Source organism: Rouxiella silvae (genome assembly GCF_002093625.1).
Lineage (GTDB): Bacteria > Pseudomonadota > Gammaproteobacteria > Enterobacterales > Enterobacteriaceae > Rouxiella > Rouxiella silvae.
In genome coordinates this window covers 1-14,973 of record NZ_MRWD01000089.1, presented here as the reverse complement: position 1 = coordinate 14,973, position 14,973 = coordinate 1, and the positions used below count along the sequence as shown (strand labels likewise).

The following is a 14,973-nucleotide window of genomic DNA, read 5'->3' as shown; positions in this document are numbered from 1 at the left end:
GCCTATTTGTCATTCATTGAAAATAATAATAAGTAACTTTATCCTAAATTAATGATAAGGTATCTCGATGCGTACCGAGTTTCATGTCAGGTAACATTTTTAAATGTATATTATATGATTGGCAGTCTTTTTAAGCCGTCGCCTTCCGCTATTTAAATGTAGAATTTACCCACTGTTTAATAGCATCAATATCCACAGGTTTTTCTTGGTCGGAATAATATACCGGTCCCAATTCCATGGGCTGAGCTTTCTCGGCCAATATTTTTAGCTCGGGTATATATTCGGCCCCCAGATGGCCCGCGACTCGCTCACCTAATCGCGCTTCGTATCTTGCTCCGGCAGTGTGGGACGAAATCTGACACCATATTTCCAACACGTCGGTCACGCCCGCTTGAGTGAGATAGTCAACCAGCACCTCTTTTGGCTGAAAACCGAACCAGGCATCGACAATAAAGGTACTGCCCTGCGGCGCATCCGCCACAATTGACCAGATAACCTGATAACTGGCTTGACCCAGCCGACGGTTAAATGCCCTGTCGACCCCTTCAATGCGCTGAAGGAAAGGATTTTTTATGCCATCAAGCGACAGCTGCAACCAACCGGTCTTTACAGAGAGTTCAACGGCGAGACTGCTTTTACCCGAAGCAGGGATCCCGTTGACCAGAATGACCCGTTTACCCGGTTCGGCCAGCGCCTCAGCGTTAAAAACTTCTCTGTTATCAGACATGTTCCACCTGTTCGGTTGATGCACTTTTACCCTTTTGGACCGCTTTATAATATTGCTGAATCACCGCCTGAAGCTCTTTCAGACGAGGAACCGCGACGGTTTCGAGCTTACTTTTGGTGGTGTTGTGATCCAGAGAAATACAGTCTTTCCACAGCGAACGACCCGCAATCACGCCTGACGCACCGGTACTCATCGCATCTTCAACCTGTTTGAGGAAGGTTTCATGATCCACCCCTGCCGACAGTACAGCCCAAGGCACGTCTCCGGCAAGCTTGGTGATTGCCGCACAGGCCTGTTTTGACCCAGGATAAGGCAGCTTCAGCACTTTGGAACCGGCATCGAGACAAATTTGCGTACCGCCATAAATCAACTCGGGCACTTTAGCCTTATATTCTTCGTCGGTTTCGCTATCAAGCTTATAGGTCAGAAACTCGACCACCAGCAGCAGGTCTTCATTGCTGAAGTCCTTAATGCATTTATGCAGGATCTCAATATTGTGCTTATTGGCTTCTGGCTGGTCAGAGCGTAAATAAACCATTATTTTGCCGCCGGTCGCGCCCAACTCACGCACGCGGCGGGCATCAACGCCTTTCGCCAAACGAGAGAGGCGATAACCTTCCGGCGTATTGTCCCAACCCGAGGCATCCAGCCCGATCAGCAACGCGGTATCGCGTGAAATAATGCCATCATCAACCAACTGCGGCACCGCACAAACCGGATCCACCAATACGCAGGACGCTTTACTCGCAAGATACTGGGTGATATCGGCTTTGATCAGCCCAAGCTGCTGCTCGGAAATAGACGCCTGCTGTTGTGGGTCACTGGCAAGTAGCGTACGCATACCGCCGCGTTGGTCGCAGGCAATCACCAGCATGGCACCGTTTTTACCACAGATTTGCTGATAGCCGCGTAATTCAGACGTTGACAACTTTGACATGGAACTCTCCTTTGCGTGAAATTTATTACAGATTAAAAAATCTCGATTACACTGGACGCTCTGTCGTTTCCCCTGCTCACAAGGGAGGCCGAAAAATCATGGACAATGCCGGTTTCAAAGGGTTTAAGCCCTGAGGGGAACATTGCTTTCTCACCGCTATTGAGCAATAATTCCTCAACCAACACACTGAGTGTAATTCATTACTGAAAGGAATTTCAAGCTGAAAGAGCCAATTTTGCAAGATATTGCAGCAACGCGCACATTAATGCATATGGTCGCGAAGCTTCACTACGAGTCCGATATGTCGCAAGTCGAGATTGCACGCAAGCTGGATGTCTCAACCGCGACCATCTCCCGACTGCTTAACAAAGCTCGCGCAGCAGGCATAGTTCGTATAGAAGTCATCGGGTTATCCTCACCCGAAAACATGACCGCCGATCTGGTTCAGCGCCTTGGCCTTAAGCATGCCTATGTCGTTGACGCCCCGCCGAACAACGTTTTGGACGCGCTGCGCACGCCGCTGGCATCGCTTCTTTCACAGGCAGGATTAAGCGCTGGCTCGGTACTCGGTATTGGCTGGGGGCGTGCAGTTAGAGAGGTGACGCTGGCAGGCCTGCCGCGACTGCCGGGCGTGTTGACCGTCGCGTTGAACGGCGGCATGCAGCAGGCAGCACCGCATTTTCAAATTACCGAGTTTGTCCGCCGCGCGGCCGAACAGATGGAAGGCACACCGTACTTCCTGCATGCGCCCTACATTTCGTCGCCGGAGCTGCGGGAAGCTTTTTTGCGTGACCGCAGCGTGCAGGAAATTATTTCTCTCTGGGACCGGCTGGACGTGGCGATTGTGGGCGTGGGTCTGACGCACGAGCCAAAACCGAGCGAGAGCAGCACCGCCACGCCGGGCGAGCAGGCGCTGAGCCACGCCACCGGCGACGTGCTACGTCATTACATCACCGAAGCCGGTGAAATTCTGCATTGGGAGGGGGAAGAGCGCATGATTGCTGCATCCGTTGAGCAACTGCGGCGCACGCCGCTGACCATTGGCGTAGCCGCGACGCCGGAGAAAGCGGCTGCCATTATCGGCGCCGTTCGTTCAGGAATGATTAATTCGCTGGTGACCGACGTGAATACCGCGCAGGCCATTTTGGACCGCCTGCCGATAAGCTAAACACGATAAAAACCATAATCTTGCGCCTGAAATGGAAGATCAAGCCCTCGTTACACTGACAGGCAAAATGCTGCTGTAGACGCCAGTAGGGCTGAATTACGCCCTACTCATCTTGATCAAGTCCTGCGCGCAGGCCCAAGCGGAGCTCCAGGCCCACTGGAAGTTGTAGCCGCCGAGCCAGCCGGTGACGTCGACCACTTCACCGATAAAATACAGGCCGGGCACAGCGTTGGCGACCATGGTTTTAGACGACAGCGCCCGCGTGTCTACGCCGCCCAGCGTGACTTCGGCGGTGCGATAACCCTCAGTACCGTTCGGTTGAACCTGCCAGTTTTGCAGTTGTTCAACCAACGCGGACTGCTGCGCAGGGTTGAGCTGCTTGAGCGTGACGTCGGGAATTTGTTCCAGCGTCTGTAAACACTCCACCAACCGCTTGGGCAAATGTAAAGACAGGGTGTTTTTCAAACTTTGGTTAGGATGTTCTTGACGCTGCTGGTTTAAAAACCCCGCCAGGTCTAAGCTAGGAAGTAAGTTAACGCTTACAAACTCACCGGGTTGCCAATAGCTGGAAAGCTGCAAAACCGCCGGTCCGGAGAGCCCGCGATGGGTAAAAAGGATGCTCTCACGAAACACAGTGCCGTCTTTGGCAGTGAGCACCGACGGCACCGAGACCCCTGAAAGCGTCTGCAAATGGTCTAACAGGGGCTTATGCAGGGTAAAAGGCACCAATCCGGCGCGGGTTGGCAGGATTTTAAGGCCAAACTGCTCGGCAAGCCGATAGCCAAACGGTGAGGCGCCAAGACCTGGCATTGAAAGTCCGCCGCTGGCCACGACAAGTGAGTGAGTGCTCACATCTTGACCGTTTAGCGTAATGTTGAAGCCCCGTTCGGTTTTTTCCACCGCGCTGATTTCACTGCGCAGGCGAACCGTGACCTGACCCTTTTGGCACTCCTGCTCCAGCATTGACACAATTTGCTGAGCAGAGTCGTCGCAAAACAGCTGGCCCAGCGTTTTTTCATGCCAGGCAATACCGTAACGGGTAACCAGGTCGATAAAATCCCACTGGGTGTAGCGCGCCAGTGCTGATTTACAAAAATGCGGGTTTTCGGATAGATAGGCCGCAGGTTCGGCATAAAGATTGGTGAAATTACAGCGGCCACCGCCGGACATCAGGATTTTGCGGCCCAGTTTTTTGCCATTATCAAGCAACAGTACTTTGCAGCCTCCCTGGCCCGCCTCTGCAGCACAAAACATTCCTGCCGCACCGGCACCAATGACTACAACGTCGTACTGTTCCACAAAAACCTCTCTGCATGATGCTTTTTGGTTGAAAAAACCTTGGTTGGCGAACAAAAAGCGTGCAATTCAGCTTCTTGCGCGCCCGATTGTAAGCGCTGTAGCCAAGATACGCCAGATAACCGCAGAATAATCAGCGTGGGTAACGAAATGTTTCACAGGCAAAACTCCTTTTAAATCAATGAATTTAAAAGATTCCCTTTGCGCACGGCTGATTTTTTACCTACGTTTAGTCAAAAAAATGTCATATTTTCCTTTTCCCCCCCCCCTGTTCTCGCAGATAATGCGCGGCGTTCATGTCCACAAACTGGCGTAACAATTATGCTGCATTTATTCGCTGGGTTGGATTTCCATACCGGCCTGTTACTGATTCTCGCACTACTGTTTGTGCTGTTCTACGAAGCCATTAACGGCTTTCACGATACGGCTAACGCAGTCGCGACTGTTATTTATACGCGCGCTATGCGTTCACAACTTGCCGTTGTGATGGCTGGCGTATTCAACTTTCTCGGCGTCATGCTTGGCGGCTTGAGCGTGGCCTATGCCATCGTTCACCTGTTGCCAACCGACTTGCTGTTGAACGTGGGTTCTGCGCATGGTCTCGCTATGGTGTTTTCAATGCTATTGGCGGCGATTATCTGGAATCTGGGAACCTGGTATTTCGGCCTTCCGGCCTCCAGCTCCCACACGCTCATCGGTGCCATTATCGGCGTAGGATTAACCAACGCGTTAATGACCCACAGCTCGATAGTGGATGCCTTAAACATTCCCAAAATGATCGGCATTTTCCTGTCGTTAATCATCTCACCGCTGGTAGGGATGATTATTGCTGGGACCATGATATTTGTGCTGCGCCGCTACTGGAGCGGGAATAAAAAACGGTTGCGAATTCACCTAACGCCGGCAGAACGCGAGAAGCAGGATGGTAAGAAAAAGCCGCCATTCTGGACGCGTATTGCTCTGATCCTTTCAGCCATTGGGGTCAGTTTTTCCCACGGTGCGAATGATGGGCAGAAAGGCATTGGCCTGATCATGCTGGTGCTGATTGGCGTAGCGCCTGCGGGATTTGTACTGAACATGAATGCGACCGGTTACGACATTACCCGTACCCGTGACGCCGTAAACCATCTTGAGCAGTACTATCGCCAACATAGTGATGCATTGCCGCACGTGGTTGCGCTAACGCCGCTGGTGCCCGCACCGAGCGATGTCAGCAATAACGCACCGGTGGAGTTCCACTGCAACAACTCGCAGGCAATGGAAGCGATAACCCGATCTCAGGCAATGTTGGCTAATTTACAAAGCTACAGTGACCTGGCGCCGGAGCAGCGTAGCCATATGCGTCGCCTGCTAATGTGCGTGGCAGATACCGCAGATAAAACGGCTAAACTGGAAGAAACCAGCTCTGCCGATAAGCGTTTCCTTAACGACTTGCACAGCGATTTGCTTCAGACCGTTGAGTACGCGCCAATCTGGATCATTGTCGCCGTGGCTCTGGCGCTCGCGCTGGGGACGATGGTGGGTTGGAAGCGCGTGGCGACCACCATTGGTGAGAAGATTGGTAAAAAAGGCATGACCTATGCGCAGGGCCTTTCTGCACAGGTTACCGCAGCCGTATCGATTGGCGTGGCAAGTTACACCGGTATGCCGGTTTCGACGACTCACGTACTGTCCTCCGCGGTGGCGGGTACCATGATTGTTGACGGCGGTGGCGTGCAGAGTAAAACCATCAAGAATATTGCACTGGCGTGGTTACTCACTCTGCCCGTCTCAATATTACTTTCTGGCATACTCTACTGGCTGGCGCTAAAACTGATCTAATCGGTTTATGCGTAAAAAAGGCGGTGCATGAGAATGCATCGCCTTTTTTTTACTTTGATATCAATACTCACTGTCGTTTTACTCTCTTTCATCGGCCCCTATTTCAATGGGATTCAATACCAAATCAGCATCGCCAACATACTGATAAGAATTAACCCACAAAGTGCGGTCGTCAGTACAAACTGACCGCGCACCCTTTCACAACGGCGAATAAACTCAGGGTCGTGATGATCAACATACCGCTGAGCATAGATATAACGCACCAATCTAATCTGCTTACTCGGCTGTCCGTGTGCTGTAAAAAACCCACCGCCGTCAACGTATTGATAAAGAAGCGGATCGCATCCTCTCAGGACCACCAGCAGTGCGCGCAGAGAAGAGTAGTAACGCAGCATATTTACGACACAAACCACACATAAAGCCCAAAATAGCGCAACGGGACTTACCATGATTCCCCCTTAAGGCGACATCGAAACGCATCGGCAGACTGCCGCATGTTTCCCGCCCTCACTCTCTTCTTATGACTTAATCCCCTGGGCAATTTTCTGCCCGCCCCCCAGATCCTTTCCAGGCTAGCACCTTCAGCGTGGGCTTCACTTTCGTGAAGAGACGACGTGTCATTCTCGCGCCTATTATTGAGTGTAGGAAATGAAATATAAATCGGGGAGCAAATAAGCAATTATTCTGGCACAGCGCCCTTATGAACAATGTGATACGTATCATTGATGCCGACCAATGATGCCACTGCATCTCGCGTTTTAGCGCTATACTTGAGGTATGATAAGTTTTCAGCCTGTTGTTTATGCAACGATTAGCTTAGGCGACCCTCCGCTTACGCAGCAGTGACAGGACGACACTCAGATAATCCGAATTAACGTTAAATGACTTATGGAAGGAGTTTCTTATGGCTTATAAACACATTTTGATTGCGGTTGACCTTTCTCCAGAAAGCAAAGTGCTGGTTGAGAAAGCAGTTTCTCTTGCCCGTCCGTACAACGCCAAAGTGTCTCTTATCCACGTTGATGTGAATTACTCGGACCTCTACACCGGCCTGATTGACGTTAACCTTGGCGATATGCAAAAACGTATTTCCGAAGAAACCCACCATGCTCTGAGCGAACTGTCTCAAAATGCGGGCTACCCTATCGCTGAAACGCTTAGCGGCAGCGGCGACCTGGCGCAGGTGTTGGTTGATGCAATTAAAAAATATGATGTAGATCTGGTGCTGTGCGGCCACCATCAGGACTTCTGGAGCAAGCTGATGTCCTCGGCTCGCCAACTGATTAATACCGTTCACATTGATATGCTTATCGTTCCCCTGCGCGACCCTGAAGACGCGGCAGAATAAGAACGCCGTCTAGGCAGTTTTCCCGGGGTGCAGCTCTGTACCCCGGCATAACGCATTTCACGATATAATGATTTAGCTCAAATTTCCCTTTATTAAATTTGCATTAACTTAAATCTAACTATACAAAGTGCTTTGTTTCACTTATAGCTAGAGGTTCATTTGTGAACAAATGGATTTTGTTAGCCTATGGACATCCATTCTTGCCTGAAAGACCGATCGCCGCCGCTTCCCTGCCACTACAGTATTGAAACTGCAGCCCAGTACTGCGGCGTATTGCCCGCAACGCTGCGTGTGTGGCAGCGCTATGGCCTGATCAACCCTGAGCGCGATGAGAAAGGGAGCTGCTGGTACAGCGAAAGCGATCTCACCCGCCTGCATGCGATCCTGAAAAAGGTCACCGCCGGAGTGCCGATCGCACTGATCCCTCCGTATCTTAACGAGCCCGACGTGCGCCCTGACATTGAAGGAAAAATTCAGCGCCGAAACAGCAGTTGGCGCGGTTTGCAGGCCGCAATTTTAGAGTGCCTGGGCGAGGGAAAATTGCCGAAGCTGCGCCGTATTCTCTGGCGATTTGGCCGCGAATATCCACTACATTGCCTGGTAAATAAGGTGCTGCGGCCGATAAGAGAATTTTTGGCAACCAGCAACCAAGGCTTGCTGGGTCAGCAAAAAGGTCTGCTGGACAGCATTATTATTGAATATGCGACTTATGTGATGCGCACCTCACGCAGCCATCCCGAGACGCAGGTTTTACTGCTGCCGATGCAAATAGACGATCCTCTAGAGTTGTGGCTTGAGGCGCTCAAACTGGCGGGTGAAGGGTTAAACGTCGAGTTAATAAGCCTTGAGGTGAATGACCCCGATCTGTCGGCGTTTAAGGTTGAACATTACATGATATGGTCAGATAGCACGCTGGACTCACGCCAGCAGGCCAAATTTGACCGCTGGCTGAATCAGGGCCTGCCGGTAATGCTGGTCGGCAAAGCCGCGAACCTTAAAGTGGCGTATAAATATCAAAACGGTGACTTTTAGTCGTCACGGCCGCCTGAGCTGGGGTGTCGGCCATCGGCGGTGCGTAGTCCGGTCGCTTCACCACAATCCGCTTGGTGGCCAAACGACGTGCGGGCTCAAGCAGGCCATCGGCGTCTTCATCGGCGCCCACCAGTCCCTGAAATACCCGCATCTCCTTTTTGACCAGCGCACTTTTCTGCCGGTGAGGATACATGGGGTCCAAATACACCACCTGCGGTCGCGGCGAAATATTATCGAGCGCGGTCAGGCTTGAACCGTGTAACAGCGTCAGACGCTGCTGTAGCCAAACGCCGATTTCCGCATCGCGATAGCCACGCGTTAGCCCGTCGTCGAGCAATGCCGCCACCACCGGATTACGTTCAATCATTCTTACTCGACAACCCAGTGCCGCCAACACAAAGGCGTCACGCCCCAGTCCGGCCGTCGCATCAACCACGTCGGGCAGATAACTGCCTTTGATCCCGACCGCCTTGGCAACCGCCTCGCCACGCCCGCCGCCAAAACGCCGACGATGGCCCATCGTCCCCCCCACAAAATCGACGTAAATTGCGCCAAGCTTGGGCTCATCGCGCTTGCGCAACTCAAGCCTTTCAGGGGTCAGCACTAGCGCCATCAGGGCATCAGGCTCTGAAACCAGTTTCCAGCGTTCTGCCAGAATAGATAAGGCGCCTTCATCGGCGCCTTCTTCACATGCTAAAAACACACTCACGGGATGTTGTTATCCTTCAAGGCTCAGCTCTTTGATATCATAATGGCGCAGCATAGCATCCAGCTGTGGTTCACGGCCACGGAACCGTTTAAACAACGCCATTGGCTCTTCAGAACCGCCGCGCGTCAGGATGTTATCCAAGAACGACTGGCCCGTTTCACGATTGAAAATACCTTCCTCTTCAAAACGTGAATAAGCATCGGCAGAGAGGACTTCCGCCCACAGATAGCTGTAATAGCCTGCCGCGTAACCGCCCGCAAAAATGTGGCTAAAGGCGTGCGGGAAACGGCCCCAGCTTGGAGAAGGCACTACGGCAACCTGTTTTTTGATTTCCGCCAGCGTCTCAAGAATGCGCGCACCTTTGGCCGGGTCATACTCGGCATGCATGCGGAAGTCGAACAGGCCGAACTCCAGCTGACGCAGAATAAACAGCGCCGCCTGATAATTTTTAGCGGCCAGCATTTTCTCCAGCATTTCCTGCGGTAGCGGCTCGCCGGTTTCGTGATGACCAGAGATAAACGCCAGCGCCTCAGGTTCCCAGCACCAGTTTTCCATAAACTGGCTCGGCAGCTCAACGGCATCCCACGGCACGCCGCTAATACCGGCAACGCCTGAGGTTTCAACCTTGGTCAGCATGTGGTGCAGGCCATGGCCAAATTCGTGGAACAGCGTGGTCACCTCGTTATGGGTAAACAGCGCCGGATTATTGCCCACTGGACGCGTAAAGTTACAGGTGAGGTAGGCGACCGGATGCTGTAGTTTCCCGTCGCTGCGGCGCAGGCTGCCGACATAGTCATTCATCCACGCACCGCCGCGCTTGTGCTCGCGGGCATAAAGATCCAGATAGAAGCTGCCGCGCAGTTCACCGCTGTCGTCAAACAGGTCAAAGAAGCGCACGTCTTTGTGCCAGGTATCCACGTCTTTACGCTCTTTGGCCGTAATGCCATAGATGCGTTTGACCACCTCAAACAGGCCAGACAACGCGCGATTTTCCGGGAAGTACGGTCGCAGCTGCTCGTCGTTGATAGAAAACAGATGTTGTTTCTGTTTTTCAGCGAAGTAAGGCAAGTCCCAGGCGTTCATTTCATCAACACCAAAATTCTCTTTGGCGAAAGCACGAAGCTGAGCCAGCTCTTGCTCACCCTGCGGACGGGCACGTTTAGCTAAATCATTAAGGAAACCAATTACCTGCTGAGGATTTTCCGCCATTTTTGTCGCCAGCGACATGTCGGCGTAAGAGTCAAAGCCCAGCAGCTGAGCCAGTTCGTGACGCAGTGCCAACTCTTCGGCCATCACCTCGCTGTTGTCCCACTTACCGGCATTCGGGCCCTGATCCGAGGCACGCGTACCGAAGGCGCGATACATTTCTTCACGCAGCTCGGCGTTGTCGGCATAGGTCATCACCGGCAAATAGCTCGGCGCGTCCAGCGTGAGCAACCAACCTTCCTGCTCTTTCGCTTCAGCCAGCGCTTGTGCTGCTGCCAGCGCGCTTTCAGGCAGGCCGCTCAACGCATTGATATCAGTAATCAGCTTGCTCCAGCCCATTGTGGCGTCGAGCACGTTGTTGCTGTAAGTGGAGCCCAGTTCAGACAAACGTGAGGTGATTTCACCGTAACGTTTCTGCTTTTGGGCAGAAAGGCCGATGCCTGACAATTCAAAATCACGCAGCGCGTTGTCGACGGCTTTCTTCTGCTCCAGTGTCAAACCGGCAAAATTATCGCCCTCTTTCAGGTCGCGATAGGCCTGATACAGCCCTTCGTTTTGGCCCGCCCAGGTGGCGAACTCAGACAGCATCGGCAGGCACTGCTCATAGGCAGCACGCAGTTCAGGGCTGTTTTTTACAGAATTAAGATGGCCAATCGGTGACCAGACACGGCTGAATTTGTCTTCGCTTTCGGCGATAGGCTGGCACAGTTTTTCATAAGTGTAAGGACCAGACTGGGCCACAACTTCTTCAATAGTTGCGCGACAGGTATCAATGGCGGACTTCACCGCGGGCACAATGTGCTCAGGGAGAATCGCAGAAAATGGCGGTAAATCGAACTGTTCCAAGAGCGGGTTTTTAGCTAACGAATCGTTTTGCGTAGATGGGGTCATAGGGCAGTCCTGGTATGAGAAACATCATCAATAAGGCGTAAAAACTAACATGAGGACACCGAACGCCAAATTCAAGGGCAGCGCTGGGTTGTCTCACGTCGATAATCTCAGGATTTCTTCACTGCCAGTATCACGCTCGAAGCTTTAACCAGCGCCGTAATCGGTGACCCACTGGTCAGCGCCATGTCGTCTACGCTGTCGTTGGTGATAACCGCGGTCAAGATAAGCCCCTCTTCCGTTTTAATCTCTACGGTGGCATTAATCGCGCCTTTTTCCAGCGCGGTAATCTGGCCAGTAAACTGATTGCGGGCCGAGAAAATCAGATCACTGTCTGGCGTCGCCAACAGCACCCACGAAGCCTTGATGAGCGCCGTGACCTCTTTACCTATTTTAAGCCCCAGCGTGTGCGAACTCGACTGCGTGACGACTGCGACCAGTTTGGCCCCACTGGCCAGCTTGATTTCAATCTCGTCATTCACCGCGCCTTCAGAAAGCGAGGAAATAACACCAGACAGCTGGTTACGCGCAGAAACAGACATCGTGTTCTCCTTGGAAAAAAGTGACTTCTTAGAAGTTAGCATGCATTTATCACTTAAGCCTCGACATGCCGGTCTAACCTGTCGCTCGCGTTAGTTAAAGGCGGCAGTTAATGCCTGTAACTTTTTATGCCCTAAACAGTTTATACTGTCAGATATTACCTGCTTGTCGCGGCGGCTGTTTTGTAGAAAGCGGCTAAAAAACGTCAAGCATGGCATTCTTGCACAGTATAAACTTTCGGTAACCTACTGATTTTACTGTCACTATAAATTATTCGGAAAACGTAAAAACATTATGTTGAGTTACCGCCACAGTTTTCATGCAGGCAACCATGCCGACGTTCTTAAACACACCGTTCAGAGTTTGATCATCGAATCTCTGAAAGAAAAAGAAAAACCGTTTCTGTATCTCGACACCCATGCGGGTGCGGGACGCTATCAGCTGAGTGGTGAACACGCCGAGCGTACCGGTGAGTATCTGGAAGGGATTGCCCGTATCTGGCAGCGTGATGACCAACCGGCCGAGCTGGCGCCTTATATGTCTGCGGTAAATCACTTTAACCGTAACGAAAACCTGCGCTACTACCCAGGTTCGCCGCTGATCGCTCGCCAGCTGCTGCGCGAAGACGACAAGCTGCACCTGACAGAGCTGCACCCGAGCGACTTCCCTCTGCTGCGCAACGAGTTTCAGAAAGACGATCGCGCGCGCGTGCTGCGTGGCGACGGTTATCAGCAGTTAAAAGCCCAACTCCCGCCGCCTTCACGCCGTGGTCTGATTCTGATGGATCCGCCTTACGAGCTGAAAACTGACTATCAAGATGTGGTAAAAGGCGTTCAGGAAGGCTATAAGCGTTTTGCTACCGGCACCTATGCGATTTGGTATCCGGTTGTTATGCGCCAGCAAATCAAACGTATGCTGCGCGATTTTGAAGCTACCGGTATTCGTCGTATTCTACAGATTGAGCTTGGCGTGCGTCCCGACAGCGACCAGCGTGGCATGACCGCCTCCGGCATGATCGTTATCAACCCGCCGTGGAAGCTTGAACAACAGATGAAAAACGTGCTGCCGTGGTTGCTTGAGGCGTTGGTGCCGAACGGTAACGGTCATCAGTTGGTTAAATGGGTCGTGCCAGAGTAAATCTAGGTGTAAATCTCTGAATGAGACCAGCATAGATTTCGAGTCGCAGCAAGGTGGTAACTGAGCACATTTCCAGGAGCTTACATGGGTAAGTGACTGGGATGAGTAAAGGCAGTGAACGCCGCTGAGGCTCGAAAGATAAAGGGCATGCGCTACAAAACCTATTACAATCATAGCTGCAATCTTTGCGACAAAGCCGTTTCAGGCGTTAAACTCTATGCCATTAGATTTTGGGAACTTATGCTCCCGGCCTTCTTATCATTCTTAACTTATGGAAAATTCGATGACCAAACATTATGACTATCTGGCAATTGGCGGCGGCAGCGGTGGTATCGCATCAATTAACCGCGCAGCCACATATGGACAAAAATGTGCCATTATCGAAGCAAAAGCACTCGGCGGCACCTGTGTAAACGTCGGCTGTGTTCCTAAGAAAGTGATGTGGCACGCCGCACAAATCTCTGAAGCGATCCGTAATTACGGCCCGGACTACGGCTTTGACACCCAGGTAAACGGCTTCAACTGGAAAACGCTGGTTGCTAACCGCACCGCCTACATCGACCGCATTCATACCTCTTACGATAATGTGTTGGGTAAAAACAAAGTGGACGTAATCCACGGCTTTGCCCGTTTTGTTGATGCGCACACCGTTGAAGTGAATGGCGAAACGATCACAGCCGATCACATCCTGATCGCCACCGGCGGTCGTCCGAGCCATCCTGACATTCCGGGTGCGGAATACGGAATCGACTCCGACGGCTTCTTCGATCTGATGGAGATGCCGCGCCGCGTTGCCGTCGTTGGCGCAGGGTATATCGCAGTAGAAATCGCCGGCGTGATGAACGGCCTGGGTGCAGAAACTCACCTGTTTGTGCGTAAACACGCGCCGCTGCGCACCTTTGACCCGCTGATTGTCGAGACGCTGGTTGAAGTGATGAACACCGAAGGTCCGGCGCTGCATACCGACTCAATTCCTCAAGAAGTGGTCAAAAATGCCGACGGCAGCCTGACCCTGAAACTGGAAAACGGCAAAGAGTTTGAAGTAGACAGCTTAGTTTGGGCCATCGGTCGTGAGCCAGAAACTGACAACTTCAACCTGAAAGCGACGGGTGTAAAAACCAACGATAAAGGCTACATCGAAGTCGACAAGTATCAGAATACCAGTGTGAAAGGCATCTATGCGGTCGGTGATAACACCGGTGCGGTAGAGTTGACGCCGGTCGCAGTAGCCGCAGGTCGTCGACTGTCAGAGCGCCTGTTTAACAACAAGCCGGACGAGCATCTGGACTATAACCTGATCCCAACCGTGGTGTTTAGCCATCCTCCGATTGGTACACTGGGCCTCACCGAGCCAGAAGCCGAAGAGAAATACGGCAAGGACAACGTTAAGGTTTACAAATCTTCCTTTACCGCCATGTATACCGCGGTAACCCAGCATCGCCAGCCTTGCCGCATGAAGCTGGTTTGCGTAGGCGAAGAAGAGAAAATCGTGGGCATTCACGGCATTGGTTTCGGCATGGACGAAATCCTGCAGGGCTTCGCGGTTGCCGTTAAAATGGGCGCAACCAAGAAAGATTTCGACAATACCGTCGCGATTCACCCAACTGCGGCTGAAGAATTTGTGACCATGCGTTAATACGGTTAATAAGAGCGCCCATGGGTATCATGCTGATGGGCAGCTCTGTACCATTAACGACGTCAGCGAGAGATTTTCAGCTCTTCGTTTTCGCCCCAAGGCAGTTTCATCTTTCCATCGTTCCCAATAACACGTTCTATTTTATAGGCCAGCTCCATTATCATCATAGTTTGCGTGTCTGGATTTTTTAATAATAATTCTTTTCGCAACTCGTGGTTATTAATGAATTTCACAGCAGCAGAAAACCAATATTTTTCCCCCATTTTTTTGGCAAAATTTTCTCTCAGAAGATGAAAATCTTTAGACATGAAATATTCCATGTTAAGCTTCCCCTGAGATATAAATAGCATTTCATCTCGATTTAAATTTATTCCATTTTCTTTTAGCGTGCTCTCCCTTAAATAAAAATAGTCCGGCGTAGGTTTCCCAGCCTCCTTAACGCCTGCATGAACAAATTCGTGCATCAATACTCTAAGCCTGTAAAGATGGTCGGGTGAAAAAAAGTGTTTAGTTAAATTTATTTTCTTA

General features: G+C 51.6%; 13 protein-coding genes and 1 pseudogene. 6 read left to right on the top strand and 8 right to left on the bottom strand.

What is annotated here, in order from left to right:
* Positions 1–148: 148 nt before the first annotated feature.
* Positions 149–727: an AAA family ATPase gene (locus BS639_RS23475; protein ID WP_084984495.1), complete on the bottom strand. Its 579-nt coding sequence runs from the start codon at positions 725–727 to the stop codon at positions 149–151.
* Entirely contained in the window at positions 720–1,664 is a 945-nt protein-coding gene (locus BS639_RS23470; RefSeq protein ID WP_084984494.1) for a tagatose-bisphosphate aldolase, read from the bottom strand. The genes BS639_RS23475 and BS639_RS23470 overlap by 8 nt, the downstream gene beginning before the upstream one ends.
* Positions 1,665–1,899: 235 nt before the next feature.
* Here BS639_RS23470 and BS639_RS23465 point away from each other — a divergent pair, with 235 nt between their 5' ends.
* Positions 1,900–2,832 carry a sugar-binding transcriptional regulator gene (locus tag BS639_RS23465; RefSeq protein WP_082457381.1) on the top strand — a complete coding sequence of 311 codons (933 nt, stop codon included), beginning with the start codon at positions 1,900–1,902 and terminating at the stop codon, positions 2,830–2,832.
* Between the two features lie 96 nt (positions 2,833–2,928).
* On the opposite strand, the gene BS639_RS23460 is transcribed toward BS639_RS23465, so the two are convergent.
* Entirely contained in the window at positions 2,929–4,131 is a 1,203-nt protein-coding gene (locus BS639_RS23460; RefSeq protein WP_084984493.1) for a BaiN/RdsA family NAD(P)/FAD-dependent oxidoreductase, read from the bottom strand.
* A 318-nt stretch (positions 4,132–4,449) separates the two neighbouring features.
* Here BS639_RS23460 and pitA point away from each other — a divergent pair, with 318 nt between their 5' ends.
* Positions 4,450–5,949 (top strand): inorganic phosphate transporter PitA, encoded by a 1,500-nt coding sequence (pitA, locus tag BS639_RS23455; RefSeq protein WP_055775907.1) that lies wholly within the window; start codon positions 4,450–4,452, stop codon positions 5,947–5,949.
* Positions 5,950–6,062: 113 nt separating this feature from the next.
* Here the strand turns inward: pitA and uspB are convergent, their stop codons facing one another.
* Positions 6,063–6,398 (bottom strand): universal stress protein UspB, encoded by a 336-nt coding sequence (gene uspB / locus BS639_RS23450; protein WP_055775904.1) that lies wholly within the window; start codon positions 6,396–6,398, stop codon positions 6,063–6,065.
* Between the two features lie 455 nt (positions 6,399–6,853).
* On the opposite strand from uspB, the gene uspA reads away from it, so the two are divergent.
* Positions 6,854–7,297, top strand: coding sequence for a universal stress protein UspA (gene uspA, locus BS639_RS23445; RefSeq protein WP_055775900.1), 444 nt, complete (start codon positions 6,854–6,856; stop codon positions 7,295–7,297).
* Positions 7,298–7,483: 186 nt separating this feature from the next.
* Complete coding sequence (locus BS639_RS23440; protein WP_084984492.1) at positions 7,484–8,329, top strand: MerR family transcriptional regulator; 846 nt, start codon at positions 7,484–7,486, stop codon at positions 8,327–8,329.
* Here the strand turns inward: BS639_RS23440 and rsmJ are convergent.
* The 3 genes from rsmJ to BS639_RS23425 all read right to left on the bottom strand — a co-directional run bounded on the left by rsmJ (position 8,292) and on the right by BS639_RS23425 (position 11,674).
* Positions 8,292–9,038, bottom strand: a complete 747-nt coding sequence (gene rsmJ, locus BS639_RS23435; protein ID WP_055775894.1) for a 16S rRNA (guanine(1516)-N(2))-methyltransferase RsmJ — start codon at positions 9,036–9,038, stop codon at positions 8,292–8,294. The two genes, BS639_RS23440 and rsmJ, sit on opposite strands and share 38 nt — an antisense overlap.
* 9 nt (positions 9,039–9,047) lie before the next feature.
* Positions 9,048–11,135 carry an oligopeptidase A gene (prlC, locus tag BS639_RS23430; RefSeq protein ID WP_055775890.1) on the bottom strand — a complete coding sequence of 696 codons (2,088 nt, stop codon included), beginning with the start codon at positions 11,133–11,135 and terminating at the stop codon, positions 9,048–9,050.
* 107 nt (positions 11,136–11,242) lie between these two features.
* On the bottom strand, positions 11,243–11,674 hold the full coding sequence (locus BS639_RS23425) for a TOBE domain-containing protein (RefSeq protein ID WP_055775887.1): 432 nt from the start codon (positions 11,672–11,674) through the stop codon (positions 11,243–11,245).
* Between the two features lie 292 nt (positions 11,675–11,966).
* Between BS639_RS23425 and BS639_RS23420 the strand changes: the two genes are divergently transcribed.
* Positions 11,967–12,809, top strand: coding sequence for a 23S rRNA (adenine(2030)-N(6))-methyltransferase RlmJ (locus BS639_RS23420; protein ID WP_084984491.1), 843 nt, complete (start codon positions 11,967–11,969; stop codon positions 12,807–12,809).
* 283 nt (positions 12,810–13,092) lie between these two features.
* Positions 13,093–14,445, top strand: a complete 1,353-nt coding sequence (gene gorA / locus BS639_RS23415) for a glutathione-disulfide reductase (RefSeq protein WP_084984490.1) — start codon at positions 13,093–13,095, stop codon at positions 14,443–14,445.
* A 62-nt stretch (positions 14,446–14,507) separates the two neighbouring features.
* Here the strand turns inward: gorA and BS639_RS23410 are convergent.
* Positions 14,508–14,973 (bottom strand): annotated as a pseudogene (locus BS639_RS23410) (hypothetical protein); the annotation flags it as partial.

Coding starts and splice junctions, on each gene's coding strand:
- BS639_RS23470 (WP_084984494.1), bottom strand. CDS start 1,664: ATGTCAAAGTTGTCAACGTCTGAATTACGCGGCTATCAGCAAATCTGT.
- gorA (WP_084984490.1), top strand. CDS start 13,093: ATGACCAAACATTATGACTATCTGGCAATTGGCGGCGGCAGCGGTGGT.
- prlC (WP_055775890.1), bottom strand. CDS start 11,135: ATGACCCCATCTACGCAAAACGATTCGTTAGCTAAAAACCCGCTCTTG.
- BS639_RS23475 (WP_084984495.1), bottom strand. CDS start 727: ATGTCTGATAACAGAGAAGTTTTTAACGCTGAGGCGCTGGCCGAACCG.
- uspA (WP_055775900.1), top strand. CDS start 6,854: ATGGCTTATAAACACATTTTGATTGCGGTTGACCTTTCTCCAGAAAGC.
- pitA (WP_055775907.1), top strand. CDS start 4,450: ATGCTGCATTTATTCGCTGGGTTGGATTTCCATACCGGCCTGTTACTG.
- uspB (WP_055775904.1), bottom strand. CDS start 6,398: ATGGTAAGTCCCGTTGCGCTATTTTGGGCTTTATGTGTGGTTTGTGTC.
- BS639_RS23425 (WP_055775887.1), bottom strand. CDS start 11,674: ATGTCTGTTTCTGCGCGTAACCAGCTGTCTGGTGTTATTTCCTCGCTT.
- BS639_RS23440 (WP_084984492.1), top strand. CDS start 7,484: ATGGACATCCATTCTTGCCTGAAAGACCGATCGCCGCCGCTTCCCTGC.
- BS639_RS23420 (WP_084984491.1), top strand. CDS start 11,967: ATGTTGAGTTACCGCCACAGTTTTCATGCAGGCAACCATGCCGACGTT.